Annotated in this window: 12 protein-coding genes; 3 read left to right on the top strand and 9 right to left on the bottom strand. The window is 76.1% G+C overall.

Annotated elements, in window-relative coordinates; translation table 11 throughout:
- Positions 1-306 precede the first annotated feature (306 nt).
- From GXP71_RS04625 to GXP71_RS04615, 3 genes are read right to left on the bottom strand one after another with little or no spacing between them, the layout of a single operon-like run.
- On the bottom strand, positions 307-1,245 hold the full coding sequence (locus GXP71_RS04625) for an MBL fold metallo-hydrolase (protein ID WP_162351699.1): 939 nt from the start codon (positions 1,243-1,245) through the stop codon (positions 307-309).
- Complete coding sequence (locus GXP71_RS04620; protein WP_162351698.1) at positions 1,242-3,332, bottom strand: alkaline phosphatase family protein; 2,091 nt, start codon at positions 3,330-3,332, stop codon at positions 1,242-1,244. The genes GXP71_RS04625 and GXP71_RS04620 overlap by 4 nt, the downstream gene beginning before the upstream one ends.
- An 8-nt stretch (positions 3,333-3,340) precedes the next feature.
- Positions 3,341-3,574 carry a DUF3046 domain-containing protein gene (locus tag GXP71_RS04615; protein WP_162351697.1) on the bottom strand — a complete coding sequence of 78 codons (234 nt, stop codon included), beginning with the start codon at positions 3,572-3,574 and terminating at the stop codon, positions 3,341-3,343.
- Positions 3,575-3,667: 93 nt separating this feature from the next.
- On the opposite strand from GXP71_RS04615, the gene GXP71_RS04610 reads away from it, so the two are divergent.
- Together GXP71_RS04610 and GXP71_RS04605 are read left to right on the top strand one after the other, a co-directional pair.
- On the top strand, positions 3,668-8,659 hold the full coding sequence (locus GXP71_RS04610) for an ATP-dependent helicase (RefSeq protein ID WP_238402618.1): 4,992 nt from the start codon (positions 3,668-3,670) through the stop codon (positions 8,657-8,659).
- Positions 8,660-8,668: 9 nt separating this feature from the next.
- Positions 8,669-9,439, top strand: coding sequence for a DNA-formamidopyrimidine glycosylase family protein (locus GXP71_RS04605; RefSeq protein WP_162351695.1), 771 nt, complete (start codon positions 8,669-8,671; stop codon positions 9,437-9,439).
- Positions 9,440-9,605: 166 nt separating this feature from the next.
- Here the strand turns inward: GXP71_RS04605 and GXP71_RS04600 are convergent, their stop codons facing one another.
- The 3 genes from GXP71_RS04600 to pgsA all read right to left on the bottom strand — a co-directional run bounded on the left by GXP71_RS04600 (position 9,606) and on the right by pgsA (position 11,300).
- Positions 9,606-9,947 (bottom strand): helix-turn-helix domain-containing protein, encoded by a 342-nt coding sequence (locus GXP71_RS04600; protein WP_124344347.1) that lies wholly within the window; start codon positions 9,945-9,947, stop codon positions 9,606-9,608.
- 164 nt (positions 9,948-10,111) lie between these two features.
- Positions 10,112-10,630, bottom strand: coding sequence for a CinA family protein (locus GXP71_RS04595; protein WP_162354199.1), 519 nt, complete (start codon positions 10,628-10,630; stop codon positions 10,112-10,114).
- Positions 10,631-10,706: 76 nt separating this feature from the next.
- Positions 10,707-11,300 (bottom strand): CDP-diacylglycerol--glycerol-3-phosphate 3-phosphatidyltransferase, encoded by a 594-nt coding sequence (gene pgsA / locus GXP71_RS04590; RefSeq protein ID WP_124344346.1) that lies wholly within the window; start codon positions 11,298-11,300, stop codon positions 10,707-10,709.
- A gap of 94 nt (positions 11,301-11,394) precedes the next feature.
- On the opposite strand from pgsA, the gene GXP71_RS04585 reads away from it, so the two are divergent.
- On the top strand, positions 11,395-12,750 hold the full coding sequence (locus GXP71_RS04585) for a CapA family protein (protein WP_162351694.1): 1,356 nt from the start codon (positions 11,395-11,397) through the stop codon (positions 12,748-12,750).
- A 149-nt stretch (positions 12,751-12,899) separates the two neighbouring features.
- Here the strand turns inward: GXP71_RS04585 and GXP71_RS04580 are convergent, their stop codons facing one another.
- The 3 genes from GXP71_RS04580 to GXP71_RS04570 form a co-directional block, all read right to left on the bottom strand.
- A complete protein-coding gene (locus GXP71_RS04580; RefSeq protein ID WP_238402617.1) occupies positions 12,900-15,089 on the bottom strand; it encodes a bifunctional diguanylate cyclase/phosphodiesterase in 2,190 nt (729 codons plus the stop codon).
- A gap of 8 nt (positions 15,090-15,097) precedes the next feature.
- Positions 15,098-17,743, bottom strand: a complete 2,646-nt coding sequence (locus tag GXP71_RS04575; RefSeq protein WP_238402616.1) for a DNA translocase FtsK — start codon at positions 17,741-17,743, stop codon at positions 15,098-15,100.
- Between the two features lie 139 nt (positions 17,744-17,882).
- Positions 17,883-18,293 (bottom strand): hypothetical protein, encoded by a 411-nt coding sequence (locus GXP71_RS04570; protein WP_162351692.1) that lies wholly within the window; start codon positions 18,291-18,293, stop codon positions 17,883-17,885.
- Positions 18,294-18,345: the final 52 nt, after the last annotated feature.

Raw genomic sequence — 18,345 nt, 5'->3', positions numbered from 1 at the left:
CTGGTCTTCGTCGCAGGTGACGCTATGCCCGACCACCGACATCCCGGCCGCTCCCCCGACAACCCGTGGACCGGCTGCGCCGGACGGGGGCTGTGGACGGCTCGGCCGTGTCACCTGAGGGCGACGATACCCGAACACGTGTTCGACGGAGCACGACACGCCGCGCGTGTCGCGCAGCCCGCCGCGCACGCCCCGGCGAGCTGCGCGGACCGGCCGCGTCCCCTCCGACGGACGGGCCCTCAGCCTCCGCCGGACGTCCCGGGGCCCCAGGTCCTCCCGGCAGGGCCCTGCGCCCCTCGACCGCCGTCACGATCCTTCCGGCGCCGCCGCGCTCCCCGCGTCCGCACCGACGCCCGCCGCCGCGCTCCCCGCCCTCGCGCCGCCCGGCGCCGCGGCCCCCGCCGACGCGCCACCACCCGCCGCCGCGACCCCCGGGACCTCCGCCTGCTCCCCCGGCGCCAGCACGTGCACGCGGCAGCGTGGCGCGAACCGCGCCGCGGCGTGCGCGAACGCCGGGCCCGCGCGGTCCATCCACCCCGGCGGGAGCCGTCGCGACACGGGCGCGTGCAGCGTCCCCCAGTGCACCGGCACGGCCGCCCGCGCGCCGACCAGCGCGCACACGCGCGCGGCCTGCGACGGGTCCATGTGCCCGCCCGACAGCCGCGGCCCCCACCCGCCGACGGGCACGAGCGCGAGGTCGACCGGCCCGCCGAGGAGCGCGGGCAGGTCGGCCATCGCGGCGTACGGCGCGGTGTCGCCGGCGAACCACACGCGGCCGGACGGTGCGTCGACGAGGAAGCCGTGCGCGCTGTTCGGGCGGTGCGGCATCGGCCGGTCGGCGTGCACCGCGGGCGCGAGCCGCACGCGGACGTCGCTGCCGGGCACGGGCCACCACACGTGGTCCGGGAGCCCGAGCGCGCCGTCCACACCGTGCGCGCGCAGCCACCGCGCGTTCGCGGGCGCGGACAGCACGGGGGCGCCGGGCAGCAGCCGCAACGAGCCGAGCTCGGCGTGGTCGTGGTGCAGGTGCGAGAGGAGGACCGCGTCGGCGCCCTCCCAGTGCGTCGCGTCGGGCGCCTCGCCGCGCCGCCGCAGCAGGCCGGCGTTGCCGCGCAGCAGCGGGTCCGTCAGCAGCCGGACCCCGTCGACGTCGAGCACCACGGTGGCGTGCCCGAGCCAGCGGACCCGGACCGCGCCGGACGCGGCCGGTGCGGACGGTGCGGGTGGACCGGTCGGTGCGGTCACGGGCGGAGTCCCGCCGCCGTCGCCCAGCGCACGAGCTGGGCGTGCACGGCCTCGGCGCCGACGAGCATCCGCAGCGACCCGACGTCCTCGCGCAGGTCGTCGTCGACCGGCCAGTCCGTCGGGTGCAGCAGCAGCGCGCGGTTCTGGTCGCCGCCGATCCCGCCGTGCGACCCGACCTGCCCCTCGAACGCGTGGACGTGGCCACGCTCCGACACGGTGGACACCAGCAGCAGGTCGCCGGAGTGCGCCAGCCGGGCCGCCCGCACCAGGTCGGCGCGTCCGCGCGGGCCGTACGCGACGAGCGGGTCCTCGCCCTCCGGCTCGGCGTCGTCCTGCTCGAGCAGCACGAGGCCCCGTGCACCGAGGGCCACGAGCCCACGGTCGCGCGTGTCGGCCACGACGACGCCGACGGTCGGCACCGCCGCGAGCCCGACGACGAGCCCCGGCCAGCGCTCCTGCAGGTCCTCGAGGGCGAGGCGGTGCGGTGCGTGCGGGAACCACACGAGGCCCAGGTTGCCGGACCCGACGACGACGACCTCGGGCACGTCACCGCCGGCCGCCGCCTCGCCCGTGTCGCGCGCGCGGGCGTCCGGCCCGACGACCGTCGCCGTGCGGCCGCCGCCGAACGCGGACGTCAGGAGCGCGTTGAGCGGGCCCCAGTCCTCGCCGGTGCCGCTCTGCACACCGGGTGCGGCCGGCGTCGCCATGAGCGCGCGCACGGTGTCGAGGAGGCTGCGGCCCTCGACGTCCTCGAACGTCGGGCCGAGCGCCTGCCCGTGGTCGGACAGCACGACGACCCGGTACGAGCGCGGCGCGACCGCGCACACCGCCTCGAGCGTGCGCAGCACGCGGTCGAGCCCCTCGAGCGAGCGCATCGACTCGGGCCGCGTCGGGCCGGCGTGGTGCGCGATCTCGTCGTAGTCGACGAGGTCGACGTAGATCGTCGGGTCGCCGCGCATGAGCGCCTCGGCGACGAGGGACGTCGACAGGTCCCGCATGAGCACGTTGGTGACGCCGCGCAGCACGACGTACCACCCGCCGCGGGAGATCCGGGGGCGCACGTCGCGCACGCGCTGGCGCCTCGCCTGGTAGAGCTCCTTGACCATCTCGCCGAGCGAGAGGCTGACCGCGCGTGCGAGCACGAACGGGCTCGCGAAGAAGCGCAGGAACGACGGGCCGGGCCCGAGCCCGGCGCGCTCGCCGTCGGGCCCGCGGCTGCGCGTACGGCTCATCACGACGTACGCCGACGCGGCGTCGCCCGAGAACATCGTCGACACCGCGGTGCCGCCGCCCGCGAGCAGGCCCTTGCCCGTCGTCAGCCGGGTCTCGACGAGCGCCGCGTCGACCGGGTGGTTGGTGACGACCAGCCGGCCGAGCCCGCGGTCCCACCAGCGGAACGCGGGGATCTGCGTCGAGTCGCCGTGCAGGAGCCCTGCCTGGCTCGCGGGTGTCGTGGACGGGACGCGCGCCCACCACTGCTCGAGCCGGTGCGAGCCCTCGGTCAGCCACCGCTGCATGGTCGGGGCGAGGCCCGCCTCGATCGCCTGCTGGAGCACGGGCTCCGCGACGCCGTCGAGCTGCACGACGAGCAGACCGGCCTGACGCGTGCCGTCGGGCACCGCACCCGACCGCCGTGCGTGCCGTCGGGCGCGTCGGAGCACGTCGGCGATCACGTAGTCGCTGTCGTTCGCGCCCCAGACCCAGCGCGCCGCCGCCATGACGACCGCCGTCACGACCAGGACCGCGGCGGTGGCCCACGCGGAGTCGAGCTCGATGCCCGGCGCGTACGCGAGCGCGACCCACGCGACGGCCACCTGGACGACGAGCCCGGCGACCAGCGCACCCATGGCGCCGGCGACCGCCGCGAACCACCGCAGGGGCGCCCGCAGCAGCAGGTCGCCGACCGCGACCGCGAGCGCGACGACGACGACCCCGAGCGGTGAGGCGGCGGTGACCCCGTCGACGAGCGCGATGGCGACGCCCAGGCCGAGCGCGGTGGTCGCGAGACCCAGCAGGACGTCCCCCACGTCGGCGAGCGTCGGCACCCACCGGCGGGGCGGGCGGTCGGGGCGCTCGTCGGCGGGCATCGGCGGGGTCAGCGCCTCGGCGGTGCCGCGCGGTGCGGGTCGGTGCCCCAGCGGGCGGCGTCCGGGACGCCGAGCGCGTCGCACAGCGCGTGCCAGACGGTGCGCGGCTCCTCGCCGTCGTCGAGCGCCTGCTGCGCGGTCCGGTTGCCGAGCTCCAGGACGACGAGCTCGCGCACGAGCCCGCGGCCCTGGGCGCTGCCCAGGACGTCGTCGACCAGATCCCAGAACTCCCGGTACCTCACGGCCCACAGCCTGCCATCCCGGGCGCGATGCGCCCACACCGACGTGCGGATCGGCGAAGAGCGGGTGTCGGCGGTGGCTGGCACGATGACGCGGTGGTGCTGAACCGGTTCTCCGACGCGACGCAGGCGTGGTTCTCCGGCGCGTTCGAGCAGCCCACGGCCGCGCAGACGGGCGCGTGGACCGCGGTGTCGGGCGGGGAGCACGCGCTCGTCGTCGCGCCGACCGGGTCCGGCAAGACGCTCGCGGCCTTCCTCTGGGCGCTCGACGGCCTGCTCACCCAGGAGCAGCCGGAGGATCCGGCCGCGCGCTGCCGCGTCGTGTACGTGTCGCCGCTCAAGGCGCTCGCGACGGACGTCGAGCGCAACCTGCAGTCCCCGCTGGTCGGCATCCGGCAGGCCGCGGCGCGGCTCGGGCGCACGCTGCCGGACGTGTCGGTCGGGATCCGCACGGGCGACACCCCGCCCGCCGAGCGGCGCGCGTTCGCGACGAAGCCGCCGGACATCCTCATCACGACGCCCGAGTCGCTGTACCTCGTGCTGACGTCGGCCGCGCGGTCGGGCCTGTCGGGGGTCCGGACGGTCATCGTCGACGAGATCCACGCCGTCGCGGGGACCAAGCGCGGTGCGCACCTCGCGCTGTCGCTCGAGCGGCTCGACGCGCTGCTGGACCGCCCGGACGGCCCCGGCCCGGTGCAGCGGATCGGGCTGTCCGCGACCGTCCGGCCCGTCGAGACGGTCGCGGAGTTCCTCGGGGGCGCGCGACCGGCGGCCCAGGGCGGGCGGACCGTGACCGTCGTCCAGCCGCCGTCGACCAAGCGCATCGAGGTCGACGTCGTCGTGCCCGTCCCGGACCTCACGGAGCTCGGGACCGCCGCCGGGACGGACACCCCGCTGCCCGACCTCGACCTGAGCGGGACCGCGGACCGCCCGCTGACCCGCCCGTCGATCTGGCCGCACGTCGAGGAGCGCGTCGTCGACCTCGTCGCGGAGCACCGCTCGACGCTCGTGTTCACCAACTCCCGGCGCGGCGCAGAACGCCTGACCGCGCGCATCAACGAGGTGTGGGCCGGCCGCCAGGGAGAGGACGTCCCCGACCCGGGCACGCTGCGGCCCGCGGCGGCACCGGCGCAGTCGGGGACGGCCGTCGGGATCGACACCCGCACCGCGGAGACGATCCTCGCGCGCGCGCACCACGGGTCGATGAGCCGTGCGGAACGGACGCGCACGGAGTCCGAGCTCAAGGCGGGCCGCCTGCCCGCGGTGGTGGCGACCAGCTCGCTCGAGCTCGGCATCGACATGGGCGCGATCGACCTCGTCGTGCAGGTCGGCTCCCCACCGTCGGTCGCGAGCGGTCTGCAGCGCGTCGGGCGCGCGGGTCACCAGGTGGGCGCGGTCTCGCGCGGCGTCGTGTTCCCCACGTTCCGCGGCGAGCTCGTGCCGGCCGCGGTCACGGCCGAGCGGATGCGGTCCGGCACGCTCGAGCCGCTGTCGGTACCCCGCAACGCGCTCGACGTGCTCGCACAGCAGGTCGTCGCGATGGTCGCGACCGACGACTGGTCGGTCGACGACCTCGCGGCCGTCGTCCGCCGCGCCGGGCCGTTCTCGACGCTCGGCGACGCGACGCTGCGCGCGGTGCTCGACATGCTCGCGGGCCGCTACCCGAGCGAGGAGTTCGCCGAGCTGCGCCCGCGGCTCGTGTGGGACCGCGTGACCGACACGCTGTCGGCCCGCCCGGGCGCGCTGCGGCTCGCGGTCACGAGCGGCGGGACGATCCCCGACCGGGGCCTGTTCGGCGTGTTCCTCGCGAGCGGCGCGACGACGAGCGACGTGCCCGTCGACGCCGAACGCACCGGCGGTCGCGTGCGCGGGGGGCGCCGTGTCGGCGAGCTCGACGAGGAGATGGTGTACGAGTCGCGCGTGGGCGACACGTTCACGCTCGGCTCGAGCACGTGGCGCATCGACGACATCACGCCCGACCGCGTCCTCGTCACCCCCGCGCCGGGCGTGCCGGGGCGGCTGCCGTTCTGGAAGGGCGACTCGCAGGGACGGCCCGCAGAGCTCGGCCGCGCGATGGGCGCCTGGGTGCGCGAGCTCGGGACGCTGCCCGAGCCGGCCGCACGCGCGCGCGTCGAGGCGGCCGGGCTCGACCCGTGGGCGGCCGACAACCTGCTCACGTACCTCGCCGAGCAGCGCGCGGCGACGGGCGACCTGCCGACCGACACCGTCCTCGTCGTCGAGCGGTTCCGCGACGAGATCGGCGACTGGCGCGTCGTGCTGCACTCCCCCTACGGCGCGCGCGTGCACGCGCCGTGGGCGATCGTCGTGGGGGCGCGGCTGCGCGAGCGGTACGGGGTCGACGCCGCCGCGATGCACGCCGACGACGGGATCGTCCTGCGGCTGCCCGACGTGCTCGGGGAGGACGCGTGGGCCGACGGGAGCGACGCCGACGCGGGCCCGGCGATCGGGCTCGACGACCTGCTCGTCGACGCCGACGAGGTGCTCGACACGGTGCGTTCGGAGCTCGGCTCGTCGGCGATGTTCGGCGCCCGGTTCCGCGAGGCCGCGAGCCGCGCGCTGCTGCTCCCCCGGCGCCGTCCCGACCGGCGTCAGCCGCTGTGGCAGCAGCGGCAGCGGTCCGCGCAGCTGCTGTCCGTCGCCGCGCAGTACCCCGACTTCCCGATCCTGCTCGAGGCCGTCCGCGAGTGCCTGCAGGACGACTTCGACACCGAGGCGCTCAGGTCGCTCATGCGCGACGTCGCCGACGGGCGCGTGCGCGTCGTCGAGGTGACCACGCCGCAGCCGTCGCCCTTCGCGCAGGCGCTCCTGTTCGGGTACACCGCGCAGTTCCTGTACGAGGGCGACGCGCCCCTCGCCGAGCGGCGCGCGGCCGCGCTCACGCTCGACCCGACGCTGCTCGCCGAGCTGCTCGGCCAGGGCGGCGAGTCGCAGCTCGCGGACCTCCTCGACCCGGCGGCGGTCGTCCGGACGGAGGCCGAGCTCGCAGGCGCGGCGCCGGACCGGCAGGTGTCGTCGCTCGAGGGGCTCGCCGACGTGCTGCGGCGGCACGGGCCGCTGACCGTCGACGAGGCCGCGCAGCGTGTCGTCGAGGACCACCGCACGGAGGTGCCTGCGTGGCTCGACGAGCTCGCGCGCGCCCGCCGCGCGATCCGGGTGCGGCTCGGCGGGCTGCCGCCCGGGCGCGCCGAGCAGTGGGCCGCGGTCGAGGACGCCGGGCGCCTGCGCGACGCGCTCGGTGTGGCGCTCCCCGTCGGGGTGCCCGAGGTCTTCACGGAGCTCGTGCCCGACCCCGTCGGGGACCTCCTGCGCCGGCACGCGCGCACGCGCGGACCGTTCACGGCCGCGTCGGCGGCGGCGCGGTTCGGCTTCGGCGTCGCGGTCGTGTCGGACGCGCTGCAGCGGATGGAGGCCGCGGGCGTCCTGGTCCACGGCCGGCTGCGTCCCGACGAGCTCGGCGGCACGGGCGACGAGTTCTGCGACGCCCAGGTGCTGCGCACGCTGCGCCGCCGGTCGCTCGCCGCGCTGCGCGCGCAGGTCGAGCCCGTCGACCCGCAGGCGCTGGGCGTCTTCCTGCCGCGGTGGCAGGGCGTGCAGCCGGTGCGGCTGCCCGGTCGCGCCGCGGGTCACGCGTCCCTGCGCGGGGTGGACGGTGTCGCGCGCGTCGTCGAGCAGCTGGCCGGGGCCGTGCTGCCGGCGTCGGCGTGGGAGACGCACGTCCTGCCCGCGCGCGTCCCGGACTACGCGCCGGCGATGCTCGACGAGCTCACCGCCGCGGGCGAGGTGGTGTGGGCCGGGCACGGTGCGCTCGCCGGGCACGACGGGCTCGTGTCGCTGCACCCCGCGTCGGTGGCCGACCTGACGCTGCCGCCGCCGCGCGACCGGGACGCCGACGACCCGACGTCGACCGTGCTGCACGACGGCGTCCTCGAGGCGCTCGCGGGCGGCGGTGCCTGGTTCCTGCACCAGCTCGTCGAGCGCGTGCGCGCGACGTCCCCGGAGGAGACGCCGCCGACGTCGACCGAGGTCGCGACCGCACTCTGGGACCTCGTGTGGGCGGGGCTCGTGACGAACGACGGCCTCACGCCGCTGCGCGCGTGGCTCGGCACCGGCACGACCGCGCACCGGACGCGCGCGCCGTCACCGCGGGGCCGGGCGCTGCGCCCGAGGCTGGGTCTGCGCGCAGGGCTGCGGGCCTACGCGACCGACGGGACCGGAGCAGCCGTGGGTGCGGCGTCGGGTGCGCTGCCCGGCGGCGCCGCCGCCTCGGCCGCGGCGGCCGGCGGCCGGTGGTCGCTGCTGCCGGGCCGCGAGGCCGACCCGACCCTGCGCGCGCACGCGGCCGCGGCGCAGCTGCTCGACCGGCACGGCGTCCTCACGCGCGCCGTCGCGCCGTCCGAGGGCCTCGGCGGGCGGTTCGCCGACGTCTACCGCGTGCTGACGGCGCTCGAGAACGGCGGCCAGGTCCGGCGCGGGTACTTCGTCGAACGGCTCGGCGGCTCGCAGTTCGCGCTGCCCGGCGCGGTGGACCGCCTGCGCGTCGACGCGCAGGTCGTCGACCGGGCCGCCGAACGTGCGGCGGACGCCGCCGACGACCCGCACGGCGCGGCCGGTCGCACGGAGGGCGAGGGGCCCGTCGTCGTGGTGCTGGCCGCGACCGACCCCGCGAACCCGTACGGAGCCGCGCTCGCGTGGCCGAGCGGCGACGTCGAGCGGGACACCCCCGGGTCGGCGGACGCGGCACGCCCGGCTCCCGCGCCCGGACGCCACCGGCCGGGCCGCAAGGCCGGTGCGCTCGTCGTCCTCGTCGACGGCGCGCTCGTCCTGTACCTCGAGCGCGGTGGCCGGACCGCGCTGTCGTTCACGTCCGACGGGGCCGTCCTCGAGGCCGCCGCGCACGGGCTCGCCGACGCCGTGCGCACGCGCCACACCGGACGGCTCACCGTGACGCGCCTCGACGGTGCCGAGGTGCTCGCGGACGGCGCGCTGCACGGGCCCGTGGGTCAGGCGCTCGTCGCGGCCGGGTTCGCCCCGACACCGCGAGGGCTGCGTCTGCGAGGGCAGTCGTGAGGACCGCCGATGCCCGAGGGTGACGTCCTGCGTCGCACGGCAGCCCGTCTGAACGCCGCGCTCGTCGGGGAGCCGCTCGTCCGTGCCGAGCTCCGGTGGCCGACCGCCGCTGGCGTCCACCTCGTCGGGCGGACGGTGCTGGGCACCACGGCGTACGGCAAGCACCTGCTCACGCGCTTCGACGACGGGCGCACGCTGCACACGCACCTGCGCATGGACGGGACGTGGCGCGTCGCAGCGACCGGCTCACCGCAGGCGCAGGCGCGCGCACCCCAGATCCGCGCGGTGCTCGCCACCGAGCGGTGGACCGCGCTCGGACGTCTGCTCGGCATGCTCGACGTCGTCGCCACGCGGGACGAGCACACCCTCGTGGGGCACCTCGGCCCGGACGTCCTCGACGACGACTTCGACGTCGACGAGGTGCTGCGCCGCTGGGCCGACCGCGGCGCGACGCCCGTGGCGGAGGTGCTGCTCGACCAGACGGCCGTCGCGGGGATCGGCACGATCTTCATGGCGGAGTCGCTCTTCGCGGAGCGCGTCTGGCCGTGGACGCCCGCGGACGAGGTCACGGACCCCGCACGCATCCTCGGGGTCGCTCGTCGGCTCATGCAGCGGTCGGTGGCGACGGGACGTCCGGACGAGCGCGTGCACGGTCGACGGCAGCGGCCGTGCGTGCGGTGCGGGACACCGATCGCTCGTGGCACGACCCGCAAGCCGCCGATGGAACGGCCGGTCTTCTGGTGCCCGCGCTGCCAGGCACCGCCGACGTCGTCGCCGTAACAGCGTTTTCACCCGGGTGTGACCACACTCCGGACGCGTGCGTCACCCGCCCGGCGCAGCGAGCCGCGGCGTCGAGCGCGCGAGCATCACCAGGGCGGCGACATGGCACGGTCCGCGGACCTGAGGTCCACGGACCGTGAGCCCGGCAGCACCGGGACGTCGGGGCCTACCCGATCGGGGCGAGCTCCGCGCGACCGCGCTGCCAGCCGTTGTCGGCGCTGCCGCCGACGGACGCGGCGAGGTCGGCCGGGACGGTGTCGGGGATCAGCAGACCCTCGGCCACCGCGACACGGTCGCTGACCTCGCGCAGCACGAGCGACATCGGGACGTCCAGCGCCTCGCAGATGCTGTTCAGCAGCTCCGACGACGCCTCCTTCTGTCCTCGCTCGACCTCGCTGAGGTAGCCCAGCGAGACACGGGCCGCGGACGACACCTCACGCAGGGTGCGCCCCTGGCGCTGACGAGCGTCCCGCAGGACGTCGCCGATCTCTCGACGTAGCACAACCATCCGGGCTCCCCCTCTCGCGTCGCGTGCCGGCCCATCGCTCGGCGCCGGGACCCGCGAGGGACCCGTCACCACTGCACCCGGCTTCGTCTGCGCCGGGAGACTCCCACCGTACCGCGCACCTCCCGCGCGCGCGGGCGTGCGTCGGGCCGGGGGTCGAGTGCTCATCACGTGGTGTGCAACGGTCCTGGGGCGCCGGGTGTTCCCGACCCGGGCACGCGTCCGGCGAGCTCGTCGAGCGCGAGGTCGAGCACTGCGCGCACCGCTGCGGCCCGCACCGCGGGCCGGTCGCCGGCGAGGTGCAGCGAGCCCACGGCGGCACCCGACGGCGTGACGACCGCGACGTGCACCGTGCCGGGCGGGTGACCGTCCTGCGCGGTCGGGCCGGCGACACCGGTGGTGGCGAGGCCGACGTCGGCGCCGAGACGGGCACGGACCCCGGCGGCCATGGCGGTCGCGACGTACGGGTCGACCGCGCCCCGCGCCGCGAGCAGTGCGCGGTCGACGTCGAGCAGCGTGCCCTTGAGGTCGGTCGCGTACGCGACGACGCCGCCGCGCAGCACCGCCGAGGCACCGGCGACCTCGACGAGCGTCGCGCAGACGAGGCCGCCCGTCAGCGACTCGGCGACGGCGAGCGTCCAGCCGCGTCGGCCGAGGACGTCGAGCAGCGCGGCCGCCCGCCCCACGACGCCGTGCGACTGATCCGGCGCCTCGTCAGGCGTGTCCGGCGCGGACTCGCGGCCCTCTGCCACGGTGCCGCGCCTAGACGCCCGCCGCGGGCGGCACCGCGGCGGCCCGGCGGATGCGCACGGCGGTGCGCACGTAGTCGAGGCCGGTCACGACCGTCACCAGCACGGCGGCGCCCATCGCGACGGCGGCGACCACCTCGACGGCGGCCGGGAGCTGGTCGAGCGGCAGGAGGTAGAGGCCGATCGCGACCGACTGGAGCACCGTCTTGAGCTTGCCGCCGCGCGACGCGGGCAGCACGACGTACCGCAGCAGGAAGAACCGCATCGCGGTGATGCCGAGCTCGCGCACGAGGATCACGACGGTGACCCACCACGGCAGGTCGCCGAGCCACGACAGCAGGACCAGCGCGGTGCCGACGAGCAGCTTGTCCGCGATCGGGTCGAGCAGCTTCCCGAGGTCGGTGATGGTGCCCGAGCGCCGGGCGAGCCAGCCGTCGAGGCGGTCGGTGAGTGCGGCGACGACGAAGATGCCGGTCGCGACGAGGCGGCCCGTGACGGTGTGGCCGCCGTCGGCGAGGAGCGCCCACGCGAAGAACGGGACGAGCACGATGCGGGCCACCGTGAGCACGTTCGCCAGGTTCCAGGCGGAGGGGACGGCGTCGACCACCCGCCCAGCCTAGTTGCGCGGACGAGCAGCGCCGCGCACGGCCGTTCGGGTGACGCGTGTCATCCGGCCGTGACGCCGCCACTACTGTCCGCGTGTGACCCGCCACGCCCGCGCCGGACGACGCCGGTCGCCCGCGGTGGGCGCGCTGGTCGCGCTCGCGTGCGTGCTGGTCGGCGTGGGTGCCGCGGCCGCGCTGGCCCCCGCGCCGGACGACGGCGGGATCGTGGCAGGCGCGCGCCTCGACCTGTCGCCGGGCCAGACCGTGACACCCACGGGCGCACCGGGTGGTGCCGCTGCCCCGCCGACCGCCTCCACCGCGCCGACGCCGGAGCCGACCGCCGACCCGGAGGTGGACCTCACGCTCGTCGCCGCCGGCGACGTCCTCCCCCACCTCCCGGTGCTCGCGTCGGCGCGGACCGCGGACGGGTACGACGTGTCCCCGCTGCTCGCGGGCCTGGACCGGTGGGTGCAGCCTGCCGATCTCGCGCTGTGCCACCTCGAGGTCCCCGTCGCGCCCGCCGGCACGCGGCCGAGCGGCTACCCGATGTTCGGCTCACCCGCCGCGATCGTGCAGGGGCTGCGCGCGCAGGGCTGGGACGGCTGCTCGACGGCGTCGAACCACGCGGTCGACCGCGGCTTCGCGGGGGTGACCGCGACGCTCGACGCGCTCGACGCGGCCGGCCTCGGGCACGTCGGCACCGCCCGATCGGCAGCCGAGCAGGCGCAGCCCCAGCTCTACCGGCTCGAGCGCAGCGGGCGCGTCGTCACGGTCGCGCACCTCGCGGCGACCTACGGCACGAACGGCATGCCGGTCGACGCGGACAAGCCGTGGTCCGTCGACCGCGTCGACGTGCCCGCGCTGATCGCGGCCGCGACGGCTGCCCGCACGGCGGGTGCGGACGTCGTCGTGGCGAGCGTGCACTGCTGCGTCGAGTACCGCACCGAGCCGACCGCGGAGCAGGTCGCGATCGACCAGGAGCTCGCCGACTCGGGCGTCGTCGACCTCGTCATCGGCCACCACGCGCACGTGCCGCAGCCCGTCGAGCGCCTGGCCGGCGGTCCCCGGGGTGCGGGCATGTGGGTCGCGTACGGGCTGGGGAACTACCTGTCGAACCAGGACGAGGCGTGCTGCGTGCCTGCGACGAGCTCGGGGTTGCTGCTCACCGCGCACCTGCGGGCGACCGGCGCCTTCCCGGCGCGAGGCGTCGCGGCGGGACCCGTCGAGGTCACCGGCGTCGAGTGGACGCCGGTGACGGTCGACCGGAAGGGAGGGCACCGGCTCCACGCGCTCGTCGACGTCCCGCAGGGCACCGGCACGCTGACCGCCGCACAGGTCGCCGACCGCGCGGCGCGGGTCCGGGCGGCGGCGGGGGCGCAGGCGCCCGAGCGGACGACGCCCGTCGTCCCGACCGGTCCCGCACCGGTCGTCGTGCCGCGCACCGCGGGCTGACCGCCGCAGACCCGCCGCTCACCCTCTGAGCGCAGCCCCGCGCTGAGCGCGGCCCGCCCACCGGGACGTCGCGCTCGGGGACGGCGCTGTCGGCGTGGACTCGCGACGCGCCGCCTGCCCGTCGCGCAGCTCCTGGGCGGGCGCCCGCGTCAGGTGCGGGTCGCCTCCGCAGGCTGCGCGCCGCCGAACAACCACCCCTGGCCGTACCGCCAGCCGTTGCGGTGCAGGTAGCGCGCCTGCTCCTCGTGCTCGATCCCCTCGGCGATCGTCACCATCGCGAGCTCGCGGGCCAGCGCGCCGAGCGCCCGGGCGACCTTGCCGGCGGTCGGGTCGTCGGGGATGCCGGACGTGAAGGACATGTCGAGCTTGACCCCCGCGACGGGCAGGTCGCGCAGGTACGACAGGGGCGACACGCCCGTCCCGAAGTCGTCGAGCAGGATCGGGACGCCCGCGGCCGACAGCTGCGTGAGCTCGTGCCGGATGCGCGTGCTCGACGCGACGAGCGACGACTCGGTGAGCTCGACGACGATGCGCCCCGGCGTCACGCGTCGGCGCGAGATCTCGCCGAGGAGCGTCGTCGCGAACTCGCCGTCGCCGAGCTGGTCCGCCGACACGTTGACGGAGACCCAGCGGGTCTTGTCGCGCGTGCGCGCGACGAAGTCGACGACCGACGTCGCGACGTACTGCGCGAGCGGGACGGACAGGCCGGCCTCCTGCACGAGCGACAGGAACGACCCGGGCAGCAGCAGGCCGCGATGCGGGTGCTGCCACCGCACGAGCGCCTCGTAGCCGACGACGCGCATGTCGGCGAGGTCGACGATCGGCTGGTAGTGCACGACGAGCTCGCGCCCGGCGATCGCGTCGGCGAGCTCACGGTGCACGCCGGTCGTCGACGTCGCACTCATCGACGCGTCGTACACCTCGGTCCGGCCGCGCCCCGCGGCCTTGGCCCGGTAGAGCGCGGCGTCGGCCGCGGCGACCAGGGCGGGCGCACCACCCTCGACGGTCTCCGGGTCCGCCAGGGCGATGCCGATGCTCGCGGCGACCTGCACGCGGCGCCGTGCGATGCGCGCGGGCTCGACCAGGCCCGCGTGGATCGCGGCGGCGATCTCGAACACCGCACGCGGCCCGTCGGCGTCCTGCACGACGACGACGAACTCGTCACCGCCGAGCCGTGCGACCGTCCCGCGCCGGGCGGTCGCGGCACGCAGGACGCCCGCGACGTGCACCAGGAGCTCGTCCCCGGCGGCATGCCCGTAGCGGTCGTTGACCTGCTTGAAGCCGTCGAGGTCGCACGCGATGACCGCGACGCGGTCCACGACGCCGGGCTGCTCCAGCACGGACTGGAGCACCTCCTGCATGAGCGTGCGGTTCGCGAGGCCCGTCAGGGGGTCGTGCATCGCGCGGTGCGTGAGCATCTCGGCCTGCAGGCGGGACTCCGTGGAGTCGCGGACCTGCACGACGAAGTGGTCGGGCATGCCGCTCGCGGACCGCACGAGCGCCGCGTCGAGGACGACCCAGACGGCGTGCCCGTCGGCGCGCACGTACTTCTGCTCGAGCGAGAACCGCGGCGCACCGCCCGCGAGCAGCTTGTCGACCTCGACCCGTTCGGCCGCCCGCCCCTCGGGCTCGCCGAGCTCGGACATCGGGTAGCCGCGCAGCGCGTCGACGCGCGTGCCCAGCAGGTCGGCGAGCGCCGAGTTCGCCTCGACGACGCACCAGTCCAGGTCGACGAGCGCCATGCCGATGGGCGCGTTCTCCATCGCGACCCGGAACTGCGTCTCGCTCCGGGACAGCGCGGCCTCGACCTCGCGCCGCCCCGTCACGTCGACGAGCGTCGTGAGCACCGCGGGGTTCTCGCCGTCGCCCGCCGGGACGAGCTGGCTCGCGACCTGCACCATGCGCACGTGCATGCCGGCGCTGTCGGGCAGCGCGACGCCCACGAGCTCGGGGCCCACCTCGGCGGCGTCGGGACCAGGCACGGTGCGGTGGCCCAGCACCGCGGCGGGGTTCATCGACAGCCCCTGCTCGTTGACGAGCACGAGCGGCAGGTCGCTGACGGGCCGGCCCAGGGCGGACGCCGGGTCGACGCCGAGGATCGCGGCGGCACGCTCGGAGATGTCGAGGACGCGCCCGCCCAGCGACTGGACGAGCACGCCTTCCTTGGTGACGGACTGCAGCGCGTCGTAGCGCTGCCGCAGCTCGCGGGACAGCTCGAGGAGCTGGTTCGCCGTGCGGACCTGCCGGCGCTGGCGGGCGAGCAGGACGAGGACGGCGACGAGCGCGACGATCGCGACGATCGCGATGACCGTGGAGACCAGGCTCCGTGGGTCGGTCACCGACAGGCTCATCGGCCGCCGCCGGACCAGGGTCCTGCGTCGTCCTCCTCGGCGTCGTCGAAGTAGTCGGTCGCCACGGGCGGGTCGCCGGGCAGCGCACCGTCGTCCTCGGTCCCGGGCTCGCCGCGCAGCATCGCGAGCGTGCCGGGCAGGTCGTCGGGCTGCACGAGCACCTCGCGCGCCTTCGACCCCTCGGACGGCCCGACGATCTCCCGCGACTCGAGCAGGTCCATGAGGCGCCCGGCCTTGGCGAAGCCGACGCGCAGCTTGCGCTGCAGCATCGACGTCGAGCCGAACTGCGACGTGACGACGAGCTCGGCCGCCTGCAGGAGCAGGTCGAGGTCGTCGCCGATGTCCTCGTCGACCTGCTTCTTGGCGGCCGTGACGGCGACGTCCTCGCGGTACACGGGCTTGAGCTGCTTCTTGACGTGCTCGACGACCGCGTGGATCTCCGACTCGGAGACCCAGGCACCCTGTGTGCGCATCGGCTTGGCGGCACCCATGGGGAGGAACAGCGCGTCGCCCTGGCCGATGAGCTTCTCGGCTCCCGGCTGGTCGAGCACGACGCGCGAGTCGGTGAGCGAGCTCGTCGCGAACGCGAGCCGCGACGGCACGTTCGCCTTGATCAGACCGGTGACGACGTCGACCGATGGGCGCTGGGTGGCGAGGACGAGGTGGATGCCGGCCGCACGCGCGAGCTGCGTGATGCGCTGGATCGACGCCTCGACGTCGCGGGGCGCGACCATCATGAGGTCGGCGAGCTCGTCGACGATCACCAGCAGGTAGGGGTACGGCGCGATCTTGCGCTCGGAGCCGGGCAGCGGCTTGACCTTGCCGGCCCGCACGGCGACGTTGAAGTCGTCCACGTGCTTGAACCCGAACAGCGCGAGGTCGTCGTACCGCGCCTCCATCTCCCGCACGACCCACTCGAGCGCCTCGGCGGCCTTCTTGGGGTTGGTGATGATGGGCGTGATGAGGTGCGGGATCCCCTCGTAGATCGTGAGCTCGACGCGCTTGGGGTCGACGAGCACCATGCGGACCTCGTCGGGTGTGGCGCGCATGAGGATCGACACGATCATCGAGTTGACGAAGCTCGACTTGCCCGCGCCGGTCGCGCCGGCGACCAGGAGGTGCGGCATCTTCGCGAGGTTCGCGGTGACGTAGCCGCCCTCGACGTCCTTGCCGACGCCGATGACCATCGGGTGCTCGGACCGCTTGGCCGCGCTGGAGCGCAGCACGTCGCCGAGCGACACCGTCTCGCGGTCGGTGTTGGGGATCTCGATGCCGATCGCGGACTTGCCGGGGATCGGCGACAGGATGCGGACGTCGGCGCTCGCGACCGCGTACGCGATGTTCTTGCTGAGCGCGGTGACCCGCTCGACCTTGACGGCGGGTCCGAGCTCGACCTCGTAGCGCGTGACCGTGGGCCCGCGCGTGAAGCCGGTGACCTTGGCGTCGATCTCGAACTGGTCCAGGACGGTCGTGAGCGACTCGACGACGCGGTCGTTCGCGGCCGAGCGCACCTTGTGCGGCGCGCCCTTGGCGAGCGCGTCCTCGTTCGGGAGCGTGTAGAGCACGTCGCCCTCGAGCATCGGCTGCTCGCCGCGCGGGACACCGCGGGGCTCGGGGGCGCGCAGCTCCGCGGGCGGGCGCGGTGCCGGGACGACGGCGGTCGGCTCGGTGACGGGCGACGGCTCGGCCTCCCCCGCGAGCGCCTCGACGACCGCCGCGCGCTCGAACGCCTCGTCACCGACGTACGCGTCGAGGCGGTCGGGGTCGGCGTCGTCGAGCTGGTCCGCGCGCTTGCGCCGCCCGAGCAGCCGGGTCTTCTTCTTCGGAGGCTCGACCTCGGGCAGCGCGGAGTGACCCGCGTTGATGACGAGCGGCGCGTCCTCGTCCTCCTCGACCTCGGCGTCGCGGTGGCCGCCGGTGAGCCGGTGGTAGAGGTCGCGCAGGCGCGGCACGATCTGGTGGACGGGCGTCGCGGTGACGACGAGCACCCCGAAGAACGCGAGGAGCAGCAGCAGCGCGACGGCGACGCCCGACGTGAGCAGGCTCGCGAGCGGGGTCCCGACGAGGAAGCCGACGACGCCGCCCGCGCTGCGCAGCGCGGCGAAGTCGTCCGTGGTCGGCAGCCCGGCCCCGATGTGCACGAGCCCGCAGACCGCGAGCGTGATCGCGGTGAGCCCGATGCTGATGCGTGAGTTGGCCTGCACGCGGTCGGGGTGCCGCATGAGTCGCACCGAGAGACCGAGCAGCACGACGGGCACGACGACGCCGACCGTGCCGAACGTCCCGGCGACCACCGCGTGCACGACGTCGCCCGCGGTCCCGGACAGGCTCCACCACTCGCGCGCCGCGATGACGATCGCGAGGCCGAGCAGCGTGAACGCGAGACCGTCGCGGCGGTGCGCGGGGTCGAGGTCGCGCGCGCCGTGGCCGACCTTGCGCGCGGCGCCGCCGACGAGGTGCGCCGACCCCATCCAGACGCCGCGGAGCATGCGCAGCGGCAGCGCGGGCCGTCGGGGCGCCGGGGCGGGCGCCTTGCCGGTGGGTCGCGACGAGCCGCCGCGCGGTGTCGCGGGGCGGCCCTGGCGCGAGGCTCCGCCGGACGCGCCGGAGCGCGCCCGGGAGGAGGAGGTACGGGTCGCCATGGTCCTCACGGTAGTGGCCCGCACCGACGCCCTCCGGGTGGAGCGGCCGCGTGTCGCACGGACGGCCGCCGGTCGGTGGTCGGCCGGCGCGGCGCCCTGGGGCCGTCCGCAGCCCCGGCCGACCCCAGCGCTCCCGACGTCACGCCGTCAGCAGGCCCACCCCGAGGGTCGTCACGCCCGCAGCGAGCACCACCGCCCCGGCAGGCAGGAGCACGACGAGCCGGCCGGGGCGCGTCCGCCCCGCCCCCGCGGCGGACAGGAAGAACCCGGCCGGCAGCAGGATCGCGGCGACCAGGACGCCGGTCTGCGCGAGCCAGCGCCAGAACCCGTCGAGCGCGGTCACCTCCCCGAGCAGCAGGCACACGAGCCCGAGCGTGACGAGGACGCCCGCGTGCGCGTGACCGGCGCGGAAGAAGGAGCGCTGGAAGTCCGTGGCGGGGACGGCGCCGCCGCCGACGCGCAGGAGGAACCACCCGCCGGACTCGATGCCGACGACGGTCAGCGCGACGATCCCGGCGGTGATGCGTGCGGCGTCGCTGAGCTCGATCACGGGTCCTCCTCGCGTGCCATCGTTTACGAACACTGTTATGGAACATCGTTCG

It is taken from the genome of Cellulomonas sp. H30R-01 (assembly GCF_010119915.1).
GTDB classification, from domain to species: domain Bacteria; phylum Actinomycetota; class Actinomycetes; order Actinomycetales; family Cellulomonadaceae; genus Cellulomonas; species Cellulomonas algicola.
This window is presented reverse-complemented; position numbering and strand designations above follow the sequence as displayed.

Coding starts and splice junctions, on each gene's coding strand:
- GXP71_RS04575 (WP_238402616.1), bottom strand. CDS start 17,743: ATGGCGACCCGTACCTCCTCCTCCCGGGCGCGCTCCGGCGCGTCCGGC.
- GXP71_RS04620 (WP_162351698.1), bottom strand. CDS start 3,332: ATGCCCGCCGACGAGCGCCCCGACCGCCCGCCCCGCCGGTGGGTGCCG.
- GXP71_RS04605 (WP_162351695.1), top strand. CDS start 8,669: ATGCCCGAGGGTGACGTCCTGCGTCGCACGGCAGCCCGTCTGAACGCC.
- GXP71_RS04600 (WP_124344347.1), bottom strand. CDS start 9,947: ATGGTTGTGCTACGTCGAGAGATCGGCGACGTCCTGCGGGACGCTCGT.